The 13,392-nt window shown below is 52.6% G+C and carries 1 protein-coding gene; it reads left to right on the plus strand.

Going from position 1 to position 13,392, the window contains the following annotated elements; all coding sequences use genetic code 11:
• A partial coding sequence (locus WG8_RS11520; RefSeq protein ID WP_007430353.1) for a non-ribosomal peptide synthetase occupies window positions 1–13,392 on the plus strand: 13,392 nt, incomplete at both ends.

Raw genomic sequence — 13,392 nt, forward strand, 5'->3', positions numbered from 1 at the left:
CTGGACGCGATCCCGCTGACCAGCAACGGCAAAATCGACCGCAAGGCCTTGCCGGAGCCGGAAGGCAGCATCCATACGGGCGCAGCCTATGTAGCACCGCGTACCACGGTCGAGCAGGTATTGGCCTCGGTATGGGCCGGAGTGCTCGGCGTGGAAGCGGTAGGCACGCAGGGTAACTTCTTCGAGCTGGGCGGCGATTCGATCAAGGCGCTGCAGGTATCGTCCCGCTTGCTGCAGGCAGGCTATCGACTGGACATGAAAGACCTGTTCAGCAATCCGACGGTAGCTTCACTGAGTCCTTTGCTCCGCACAGATGGCAAAATCGCCAGTCAGGAAGAGGCAGCAGGTAAGGTAGAGCTGGCACCTATTCAACGGTGGTTCTTCGAGCAGCAGCCAGTTGACCTGCATCACAGCAATCAGGCGATGATGCTGTATCGAGCTGGACGCTTTGATGTAGACGCGCTGCGCTATACTATGGAACGAATTGTGCAGCATCATGATGCATTGCGTACCGTATTCCGCGCGACAGAGCATGGCTACGCAGCTTGGAACCGCAGTGTAGAGGAAGGCGAGCCATATACACTGGACATTGTCAATTTCAGCGGGGTTGAAGACGAAGCTGGCGCTGTGGAAGCCAAGGCGAGTGAAATTCAAGCCAGCATTCATTTGAGCGAGGGTCCACTTGTGAAGCTCGGTTTGTTCCAATGCGCTGAAGGCGATCATTTGTTAATCGTTATTCACCATTTGGTGGTGGACGGCGTCTCGTGGCGTATTTTGCTGGAGGATCTGGCATCTGGTTATGAGCAGGCTGTTGCAGGTAAAACAGGCAAAGCCCTTCGACTGCCGCATAAAACAGATTCGTTCCAGACATGGGCCGAGCATCTGTCAGCTTATGCGAACAGTGCGGAGATGGAGCGGGAGCTTGCTTACTGGCAGCATATCGAACAAGCGGAAGCAAGCATGGTGAAGCCGTTACCGAAGGATTTTGCCAACGATCATGCCTTGCTTGGAGACAGTGAGGTTGTCACAGTCCGCTGGACGAAGCAGGAAACGGATTTGCTGCTCAAGCAGGCTCACCGCGCGTATAACACGGAAATGAATGACCTGCTGCTGGCTGCACTCGGCAAAGCCGTATATGACTGGTCCGGTTCTGAACGGGTGCTGGTCAACCTGGAGGGCCATGGACGGGAGGCCATTTTGCCGGATGTGGATATTACGCGCACAGTTGGCTGGTTTACGAGCCAGTTCCCGGTTGTACTGGATGGAAGTCTGGGACAAGGCGGAAACACCGCTCGTTTGATCACACAGGTCAAGGAAGGGCTGCGACATATCCCGCAAAAAGGCATTGGCTACGGTATTTTGCGATACCTGTCAAATACGAATGCTTTTGCGCAAGCAGGTGTGAAGCTCCAGGTGGAGCCAGAGATCAGCTTTAACTATCTGGGTCAGTTTGATCAGGATTACAAAGGCAATGATCTGGAGCCTTCCACTTACTCCATCGGTGTGCCTGTCAGCACAAATGCGGCTATGGATTTTGCACTGGATATCAATGGCGTGATTGAGGATGGCGAACTGTTTTTCACGATTCGTTACGGCACAACGCAATTCCGTCATGAAACGATTGCACGGCTTGGAGAACTGCTGGGAGCTGGCTTGCGTGAGGTGATTAGCCATTGTGTCGCCCAGGAAAGAACGGTATTGACCCCAAGTGATGTTCTGTTAAATAACGTCACGCTGGACGAACTGGAGCAGTTGGTGGAAGATACGCGGGATCTGGGTGAGCTGGAAAATGTGTATGCCTTGACACCAATGCAAAAGGGCATGCTTTTCTACAGTCTGATGGACACGGATTCTGCGGCTTATTTTGAGCAGGCAACCTTTGAGTTGAATGGGCATTTTGATGTGGTTGCTTTTGGCAAAAGCTTGGATCTGCTCGTCCAACGACATGAGGCACTGCGGACGAACTTCATCAGTTCATGGAAGGATGAGCCTGTGCAGGTCGTCTTCCGCAGCCGCAGCGGAGCCTTGTATTACGAAGATTTGCGCGGACTGGAAAAGGAGGAACGTGAAGCTCGGGTTGAAGCTTTTATCCTTGCAGATAAAGCCAAAGGATTCCGTCTGGCAGAGGATGCACTCATTCGTGTCTCCATTCTGCAAACCGGGGATGAAACGTACCACTTTATTTGGAGCTTCCATCACATTTTGATGGATGGCTGGTGCTTGTCCTTTATGACGCAGGAGGTATTTGGCAGCTATCTGGCACTTCGTGCAGGTCAGGAGCCAGTGCTGGAGCCTGTCACGCCGTTCAGTCGCTTTATCGAATGGCTGGAGCGACAGGATCGTGAGGCGTCCCTGCAATACTGGAGCGGGTATCTGGCTGATTATGAGCAGCAAATTACGCTTCCACAGCAAAAAATGCAGCCTAAATCCACACAAGCCGGGGAATATGTCGCCGGAGAGCTGGAATGCGACTTCCAGCCAGAGCTGGTCGCTCAGATTGAACGGGTGGCAAAGCAAAATCAGGTGACCATCAACACATTGATTCAGACAGTATGGGGCGTCCTGCTGCAAAAATATAACAACAGTACGGATGTCGTGTTTGGCAGCGTTGTATCCGGTCGTCCAGGTGATATTCCGGGTGTGGAGCGCATGATCGGGTTGTTTATTAATACGATCCCAGTGCGCGTGCAGTCAGAAAAGGGCGAAGCCTTTGTCGAGCTGATGAAGCGAACACAGCGACAGGCGCTGGCCTCCAATGCCTATGACGCCTTCCCGCTGTATGAAATTCAGGCGCTTACCGAGCAGAAGCAGGATTTGATCAATCATATTATGATATTTGAAAATTATCCGGTGGAGCAGCAGGTAGAGCAACTGGGAAGCGAAGGACAGGAACTATTTACGATTTCAAACGTGGTGGCTACAGAACAAACCAACTACGATCTGAACGTAGCCGTTATGCCGGGAGAAGGCATAAAGATTCGTTTTATGTATAACGCGCTTAGTTTTGATCAGGCAGGCATTGAGCGTCTGCATGGACATTTTGCGCGTCTGCTGGAACAAATTTCGCTCAACCCGCATGTTCGTGTTGAAGAGCTGGAATTGGTCACGGTGTCGGAAAAACAACAGATTACAGCGTCGTTTAATGATACTGCTTCTGTATATCCGCACAATCAGACGATCCAAAAGCTGTTTGAGGAGCAGGCTGAGCGGACGCCGGATCATATGGCCGTAGCTTTGGGACATCAATCTCTAACCTATCGGGAGCTTAATGAAGCGGCCAACCGATTGGCACATACGCTGCGGGATGCAGGAGTCAAGGCGGATGAACCTGTCGGTATTCTGACCGAGCGCTCGCTGGATATGATTACCGGAACGCTGGCTATTTTGAAGGCTGGAGGCGCGTATGTTCCGGTAGATCCTCAATATCCGGAAGACCGTATCCGCTATATGCTGGAGGACTCGGGAGCCAAGCTGCTGCTGGCTCAGCAGGATTTGCTGGACCGCTGCTATTTTGACGGACAGATTGTCAATCTGAATGATGAAACGTCTTACAGCCCGGATGACTCCAATCTGGAGATTGCTGGCGCGGGTCATCATGCCGCTTATGTCATTTATACCTCAGGCTCCACAGGCAAGCCGAAGGGCGTAGTCGTTGAGCATCAAAGTGTCGTGCGTCTTGTGCGCAATACGGATTATGTGCCGTTCGATGAATCGACGCGAATGCTGCAGACTTGCGCGTTTGTATTTGATGTATCGACGTTTGAAATCTGGGGCGCGCTGCTGAACGGCGGTCAGCTGGTGCTTGTGCACAAGGATGATCTTCTGGACGCGGCCAAGCTCAAGGAGACGATACGGGATCATCGTATCAACATGATGTGGCTGACCACACCGTTATTTAATCAGCTTTCACAGCAGGACAGTCGACTGTTCGGCGATGTGAAGTATTTGCTGGTCGGAGGCGATGTGCTGTCCGCACCGCATATTAACCGGGTACTGCGCGATAATCCGGATATGAACATCATTAACGGCTATGGGCCGACGGAAAATACTACCTTTTCGACAACATACCACATTACAGAAGAACAGCTAGATTCTGTGCCGATTGGACGTCCAATCCGCAATTCGACGGCGTATGTTGTGGATTCGGCGTTCAATCTGCAGCCGATTGGAGCTTGGGGTGAGCTGGTTGTTGGTGGGGACGGGGTTGCACGTGGCTACCTGAACCGTCCTGAGCTGACGGCTGAAAGATTCCTGTCCAACCCTTGGGTGGAGGGAGACCGTCTGTATTGCACGGGTGACCTTGTCCGCTGGCGTGAGGATGGCATATTGGAATATGCCGGACGGATTGACCAACAGGTTAAAATTCGCGGTTACCGGATTGAGCTTGGTGAAGTGGAGACTCAGCTGTTAAATATCGATTCCATTCGGGAAGCTGTGGTGTTGGCACGCGAGGATGAATTTGGACAAAAAGTACTGTGCGCGTACTACACCTCTGATCGGGAGTGGAGTACAGGAGAACTGAGAAATCTGCTGGCGCAGGAAATCCCGGGCTATATGGTGCCTTCTTATTTCCTTCATCTGGAGCAGATTCCACTGACGGTTAACGGCAAGGTGGATCGCAAAGCACTGCCGACACCGGAAGGCGGATTACAGACTGGAATTGAGTATGTAGCACCGCAAACAGCAGCGGAGCAGGCGCTCGCGGCTGTATGGCAAACGGTGCTTGGTGCTGGACAAATCAGCACGCTGGATAATTTCTTCGATCTGGGCGGCGACTCGATTAAGGCGATTCAATTCTCCTCCAGACTGCTTCAAGCCGGATACAAAATGGATATAAAGGATTTGTTCAAATATCCGAGTGTGAAGGAGCTGGCTCCGCATCTGCGTCTGGCGGACAAGAGAACCGCCGAGCAGGGCGAGGTTACAGGAAAAGTGCCGCTGACGCCGATACAATACTGGTTTGCAGAGCAGGAGCAGGTGAACGACCATCACTTTAATCAGGCAGTCATTCTGCACCGGGAGAAGGGCTTTGATGAATCGGCTCTGCGTCAGGCGCTTCATAAGCTGGCAGAGCATCACGATGCACTGCGGACGGTGTTCAGCAAAACCGAGCAAGGCTATGAAGCATGGAACCGCGGATTACAGGAAGGTGAGCTGTATCACCTGGATGTGCTGGACTTTACGGACCTGACGGATGAAGCCTTGCTCAGCGCAGCGATTGAGGCAAAAGCCAGCGAAATTCAAAGCAGTATTCGTTTGCATGAAGGACCGCTTTTCAAAGTTGGCCTGTTCCACTGTGCTGATGGGGATCATCTGCTGCTGGCGATTCACCATTTGGTGGTGGACGGGGTATCTTGGCGCATTTTGTTTGAGGATTTGGCTACAGCCTATGAACAAGCCGTCAATCAGGAAGTGCTGCAGCTGCCAGACAAAACGGATTCCTTCCGTTCCTGGTCTGGACGACTGTCCACTTTTGCGAATAGTGCGGCAATGGAAAGTGAATGCGCCTACTGGCAGCAATTGAACGCATCCGCTTTGGCTGATCAAGCACGGCTGCCTGAGGATCAGGCACAGGATGGCAGATTTACCTTGGCTGATACGGATACCGTAGTCGTCAAGCTTACGAAAGAAGAGACAACACGGTTATTGAAGCAGGCATACCGCGCATATAACACGGAAGTGAACGATCTGCTTCTGACTGCATTGGGCATGATGCTGTACACATGGACCGGTCATGAACGCAGCCTGATCAATCTGGAGGGGCACGGACGTGAAGACATTTTACCGGATATGGATATTTCGCGTACTGTAGGCTGGTTTACGAGCCAATATCCAGTGCTGCTGGACCTCGGTCGTGATCGTAGTCTGTCGGGACGCATCAAACAGGTTAAAGAGAGCCTGCGTCGTATTCCGAATAAAGGAATCGGCTACGGTATTTGGCGGCATCTGAGTCAATCCGGTCAGGTCGTTGGTCAATCCGATGCAGGTTACGCCGAGCCACATGTGAGCTTTAACTATCTCGGACAGTTTGATCAGGATTTGCACAACAGTGATACTCGCATGTCTCCTTACCCGATTGGATCGGTCGTCAGTGATCGGACGAAGATGAAATACGCGCTTGATGTGGGCGGTCTCGTCACGAACGGCGAACTGGAGCTGGACATTCGGTATAACGGCAAGGCCTTCAGGAAGGACACGATCCAAATGCTGGCTGACCTGTTAAAAGCAAACCTGCTTGAAATCATCGAGCATTGTGTTACACGGGAGCGGACTGAATTGACTCCAAGCGACGTACTGTTAAAAGGTCTGACGCTGGAGCAATTAGCCACCATTATGGAGCAGACAAAAGACGTTGGAGAATTGGAGAATGTATATCCGTTAACGCCAATGCAAAAGGGCATGCTGTTCCATAGTCTGATGAATGCAGAATCAGGAGTGTATTTTGAACAGGCGACGTTTGACCTGGAAGGACATTTCGAGCCGAATGTATTTGAGACAAGTCTGAATTTGCTGGTAAGCCGACATGCGATACTCCGGACGAACTTCTACAGTGGCTGGCATGGTCAACCGCTGCAGGTCGTCTACCGCCACAAAAAGCCTGTCTTCCATTATGAGGATGTCAGAGGGCATGAAGACGGTATAGCTGAATTTGCGGCTCGGGATAAGGCTCAAAACTTTGATTTGGGCAAGGATGCGCTTATGCGGGTAACGGTCTTCCGTACGGCTGATAGCTCGTACCGTTTTGTGTGGAGCTTCCATCACATTGTGATGGACGGCTGGTGCTTGTCACTAGTGACAGAAGAAGTGTTCGGTGCATATTTGTCCCTGAAGGAGAAGCAGCAGCCGGTGTTGGCACCTGTCAAGCCGTATAGTCAATATATTGAATGGCTGGAACGGCAGGATGCGAAGGAAGCAACCCGCTATTGGAGCGACTATCTGGCTGGCTTTGAGCAGAAGACCTTGTTGCCCGGGGAAAGTGTACAGGCATCTGTAATGGAACGGGCTGAGGGAACAGACAGAAGCGGTGTGACTTCAAATTCCGGATATGTCTCGGAAAAGCTGCCATTCGTGCTGGGTGAAGAACGGAGCGCGGCATTGAATGAAATTGCCAAGCAGCAACGTGTAACGATTAATACACTGCTGCAAAGCGTGTGGGGCATTATTTTGCAGAAATACAATAATAATCAGGATGTTGTGTTTGGCAGTGTTGTATCCGGGCGTCCGGCAGAAATTCCGGGTGTGGAAAACATGATCGGGCTGTTCATCAATACGATTCCGGTTCGCATTTACAGTGAGCGGAATGCAACGTTTGCTGAAATATTGCAGCGTACACAGGAGCAGGGTTTGGCTTCCGGTGCGTATGACACGTTCCCGTTGTACGAAATTCAGTCGCTGACCGAACAAAAGCAAGACCTGATTAATCATATTATGGTATTTGAAAACTTCCCGATCGGGCAGCAGATCAGTCAGGCGAGCGGCTCCGGTGAGATAAGCACACAGGCTGGTTTATCCATAACAAACGTGGCCATTGCAGAGCAAACAAACTATGATTTTAACCTGATTGTAGTGCCTGACGAGGATATCTCCATCTTGCTTGAATACAATGCCCTGGTTTATAACCGAGCTGCTATGCAGCGTATCCAAGGTCATATCGACCATGTCATCGGGCAAATTGTGGACAATCCGCACATCCGTGTGAATGAGCTCGAATTGGTGACACCAGAAGAACAGGCGCAGATTATTCAGGTTTGGGGAGATACAGCGGCAGCCTATCCGCAGGACCAGACGTTAAGTGCGCTGTTCGAGCAGCAGGCAGCGAACACGCCGGAGCAAGTGGCGGTGCTGTGCGGAGCGGAATCGTTGACCTACGCTGAGCTGAATGAGCGTGCGAACCGTTTGGCCCGGACGCTGCGTGCGGAAGGAGTTCAGCCGGATCAGCCGGTAGGCATTCTGGTGCAGCGCTCGCTGGAAATGATCGTGGGTATCTACGCGATCCTCAAAGCAGGCGGAGCCTACGTGCCGATTGATCCAGAATACCCGGCGGATCGCATCCGCTTTATGTTGGAGGACTCGGGAGCAAAGCTGGTGCTGACGCAATCACATTTGGCTGAGCAGGCGTCGCTGAGCTTTGATGGCAAGGTGCTGGTGCTGGACCTGGACCTGGACCATTCGGTGCTGGATCGTGAGGGCATTTACCACGAAGACGGCTCCAATCTGGAGCCATTGGCCGGACCGCACCATGTAGCCTACGTCATTTACACCTCCGGTTCCACCGGAAAACCGAAGGGCGTTATGGTCGAGCACCATTCGGTCCTCAACCGGATTTTGTGGATGCATGACCGCTACGGCTTGAGTGCGGAGGATACGATCCTGCAAAAGACCGCCTTCACCTTCGACGTGTCGGTGTGGGAGCTGTTCTGGTGGTCGATGGTTGGCTCGAAGGTGAGCCTGCTGCCCGTTGGCGGGGAAAAGAATCCGGAGGACATCGTCGATGCGATTGCCCGAGATGGAGTCACCACGATGCACTTCGTGCCTGCGATGCTGCATGCATTCCTGGAGTATGTGGAGCAGCAGCCACGGGAAGTGATGCAAGCGAAGCTGGGTACACTGCGCCATGTATTTGCCAGCGGCGAAGCGTTGCCGCCGCAGCATGTGGCGAGGTTCCAACGGCTCGTGTCGAGCCTGGGGGGAGCGAAGCTAATCAACCTGTACGGCCCGACGGAAGCGACCGTGGACGTATCGTACTTCGATTGCGAGCCAGGAGAAGAATATGCGGTGATTCCGATCGGGAAACCGATTCAGAACATCCGTCTGTACATCGTCCAGGAAGGAACGGAGCAATTGCAGCCGATTGGGGTTGCAGGCGAACTGTGCATTGGCGGTGTAGGCGTAGCCCGCGGCTACCTGAACCGACCGGAACTAACGGCGGAGAAATTTGTTGCCGATCCGTTTGCGGTTGGGGAAGCTGGCTATGAGCGGATGTACCGGACAGGAGATTTGGCAAGATGGATGCCGGACGGGAACATCGAGTATTTGGGCCGGATCGACCATCAGGTGAAAATCCGGGGCTACCGGATCGAACTGGGCGAGGTGGAATCGCAGCTGCTGAAAGTGGAGTCCGTACGAGAAGCCGTCGTTATGGCGCGTGCGGATGAAACGGGACAAAAACAAATGGTGGCGTACTACGTGGCCGGGCAGGAGCTCGGAGCCGGTGAACTGAGAAATGAATTGAGAAGTGAGCTGGGCCGGGAGCTGCCAAGCTATATGGTGCCGTCGTACTTTGTACAGCTGGAGCAAATGCCACTGAGTCCAAATGGTAAAATCGATCGCAAGGCCCTGCCAGCGCCAGAAGGCAGTCTGCAAAGCGGAGCGGATTATGCAGAGCCGCGTACGGCGCCGGAACGGGCACTCGTGGCGGTCTGGCAGTCGGTACTGGGCGTGCAAACCGTCGGTATTTTAGACAATTTCTTTGATCTGGGCGGCGATTCGATCAAGGCGATTCAAATCGCGTCCCGTGCGTTTCAGGCAGGCTACAAGCTGGATATGAAGGATCTGTTCCAGTATCCAACGGTCGCAACACTGGCACCGCATATGCACGAGGTGAGCCGTATTGCTGATCAAGGTGAAGTGAGCGGGGAGACGGCGCTGCTTCCGATCCAGCACTGGTTCTTTGCCCAGGAGCGCGAGTGTCCGCAGCATTTTAATCAGGCGGTTATGCTCTATAGCGCCACAGGCTTTGATGAGACGGCGGTTCGCCAGGCAATGGATCACATCGTGAAGCATCATGATGCGCTGCGTACGGTTTTCCGTCAGGCTTCCTCCGGTTATATGGCTTGGACACGCGGTGTGGATGAAGGCGCGTTGTATACGCTGGAAACGGTGGATTACCGTGAACAGGCGACCTATGCGGAGGCTCTGGAAGCAAAAGCAACGGAAATCCAAAGCAGCATCGACCTGTCCGCAGGACCTTTGGTCAAGCTCGGACTGTTCCGCACAACCGAGGGCGATCATTTACTTATAGCCATTCACCATTTGGTGATGGACGGGGTGTCGTGGCGGATTCTGTTTGAGGATTTCGCTACAGTCTACGAGCAAGCGGTGAAGGGCGAGCTTGTACGATTGCCTTATAAAACGGATTCCTTCCAAACGTGGGCACGCGAGTTGACGGCTTACACTCATCATTCTGCGGCTGCATCGGATGCGTCCTATTGGAAGCAAGTAGAGCAGGCCAAAGCCAAGATGGCTCCGCTGCCTAAGGATTTTGTCTATGAAGGCTCCTTGCATGCCGACAGTGAAGTGCTGACGGTAGAGTGGAGCGAAGACGAAACCCGGCAGCTGTTGAAGCAGGCCCATCGTGCCTACAACACCGAGGTCAATGATTTGCTGCTGACCGCGCTGGGGCTGGCGCTGCATAACTGGACAGGTGCAGGACAGGTGCTGGTGAACCTGGAGGGCCATGGACGGGAAGCCATTCTGCCAGAGGTGGATATCACGCGCACGATCGGCTGGTTTACGAGCTTGTATCCGGTGCTGCTGGAAACAGGCAAAGGAATGACACTGGCACAGCAGATTAAAGAAACGAAGGAAGGCCTGCGCCGAATTCCGCATAAAGGGCTGACATATGGCACCTGGCGTTATCTGTCCCCTGCGTCCGCTGCGGATGAAGTGCGTACGATCGCAGCAGAGCCGGAAATCAGCTTTAACTATTTGGGCCAGGTGGATGAGGATTTGCAAAACAGCGGAATTGCGTTGTCCTCCTATAGTGCAGGGGAGACAGAGGATGCACATTCCCGTTTGCCGTACACACTGGATTTGAATGCGATGATCTCGGAAGGCACGCTGCGCTTGACGATCACTTACAGCCGCAAGCAGTATCGCAAGGAAACGCTGGAACGGGTGGCGGGCCTGCTGCAATCCACCTTGCAAGAGGTAATTGCACATTGCGTCGCTCAGGAACAGCCGGAGCTGACCCCGAGTGATGTGTCCTTCAAAGGCCTGACGATTGGGGAGCTGGAGCAAATTGCGGAGCAGGCTGCCCATACCGGTGAGCTGGAAAATGTATACGCACTGACCCCGATGCAGAAGGGCATGCTCTTTTACAATCTCATGGATTCACAATCAGGAGCTTATTTTGAGCAAGCATCCTTTGATTTGCAAGGACATTTTAACATTGCTGCGTTTGCGGCAAGTTTGGATATATTGGTGCAGCGGCATACGGCACTGCGCACGAATTTCTACAGTGGCTGGAAGGATGAACCGCTTCAGGTCGTGTACCGGAATAAGCGCAGCGAGCTGTATGTAGAGGATTTGCGGGATATGGAGGAAGTGAAGCAAAACGATTACATCCTCGAATTTACGCACAAAGACAAGCAGAGAGGCTTTGATCTGGCGCAGGATGCATTGATGCGTGTCGCTGTTTTACGCACAGGTGAGGATGCGTACCGTTTTGTATGGAGCTTCCATCATATCGTGATGGATGGCTGGTGCTTATCGCTGGTGACAGGCGAAGTGTTTGCGAGCTATTTTGCAATACTGGCTCATAAGCAGCCGGAGCTGACACCTGTAACGCCATACAGTCAATATATCGAATGGCTGGAGAAGCAGGATCGTCAGGCTGCATCCGGTTACTGGAGCAAATATCTGGAAGGGTATGAGGAACAGTCCCGCTTGCCACAAGCAAAAATTCAGGGCAAAACGGGGTATCAGGCAGAGCGTCTGGACTTTGACCTGGGTGCGGAGCTAACGGCTGGTATTCAGCAAGTAGCCAAGCGTTATCAGGTGACTATTAATACGTTGATGCAGACCGTCTGGGGCATTTTGCTGCAGAAATATAATGGCACGGATGATGTGGTGTTTGGCAGCGTAGTATCTGGACGTCCGGCAGAAATTCCAAATGTGGAGCACATCATAGGTCTGTTTATCAATACGGTCCCTGTACGCATCAGCACTCAAGAGGACAGCTTGTTCTCGGACGTGATGAAGCAAAATCAGCAGCAATCCATTGCTTCCCACGCCTACGATACGTACCCGTTGTATGAAATTCAGGGACTGTCGGAGCTTAAACAGGATTTGATTAATCATATTCTTATTTTTGAAAACTATCCGGTAGAGGAGCAAATTGAGCAATTAGGCAACGGTGATGATGAGTCCAGCTTCAGTATCACAGGAGCCGAGTCTGTCGAGCAGACCAACTATGACTTTAACCTGGTGGTGCTGCCGGGGAACACCATTCACATGAGCTTTGGTTATAATGCACTGACATTTGAACGTGAAAGTGTAGAACAAATTCGAGGCCATCTGGTGCAGCTGCTGGAGCAGGTGGCAGCGAAGCCGGACATTCGGGTGCAAGAGCTGGATATGTTAACCGAGCAGGAACGCGAGCAAATTCTGGGCGTATGGGGAGATACAGCCGCCGAGTATCCAAGCGGGCAAACGATTCACGGCTTGTTCGAGGCGCAAGCAGCGCAGACACCGGAGCAGGCAGCGTTGTTCTTCGAAGGAGAGCTGCTGAGCTATCGCGAGCTGAATGAACGTGCAAATCGCCTGGCTCGTACCTTGCGCAGTCAGGGCGTGACGAAGGATCGTTTGGTGGGTCTGATGACCGAGCGTTCGATAGACATGATCGTGGGCATTTTCGGGATTTTGAAAGCCGGGGGTGCATATGTCCCAATCGATCCGACGTATCCAGAGGAGCGTATCCGCTACATGCTGGACGACTCGGGAGCGAAGCTGCTGTTAACACAAAGCCATCTAGTGAATAAAGTAGCTTTCGACGGTCATGTGCTGGTGCTGGATGGAGTAGAGACGGTGTACAACGAGGATGGTTCCAATCTGGAGCCGTTGTCCGGTCCGAACGATCTGGCGTATGTGATCTATACGTCGGGTACCACGGGGCAGCCGAAGGGCGTTATGTTGGAGCACCACGGTCTGTGCAATCTGAAAACGTATTTTGATCAGACTCTTCGAATCAGTACGACGGATCATGCGTTGCTGTTCGCCAGCTATTCGTTTGATGCGGCTTGCTGGGAAATCTTTCAGGCGCTGTTCTGTGGAGCCACGTTATACGTTCCAACGTCAGAGACGATTTTGAACTACGAGCGTTTTGAGCAATATATGGCGGATCATCAAATCACTGTGGCAGCCTTGCCGCCAACCTATGCGGTGTATCTGGAGCCGGAACGGATGCCAAACCTGCGTATTCTGTTCACTGCAGGTTCAGCGTCTTCAACAGAGCTGGTATACAAGTGGAAGGATCAAGTAGCGTACTATAACGGCTACGGTCCAACCGAAAACTCGGTCGCGACGTCGATCTGGCCGGTATCCGAGGATGAGAGAGCAGGGCAACTGATTTCCATCGGACGTCCTATGCCGAATCACCGGGTATATATGGTA

Source organism: Paenibacillus sp. Aloe-11, from assembly GCF_000245715.1.
In the GTDB taxonomy this organism is placed as follows: domain Bacteria; phylum Bacillota; class Bacilli; order Paenibacillales; family Paenibacillaceae; genus Paenibacillus; species Paenibacillus kribbensis.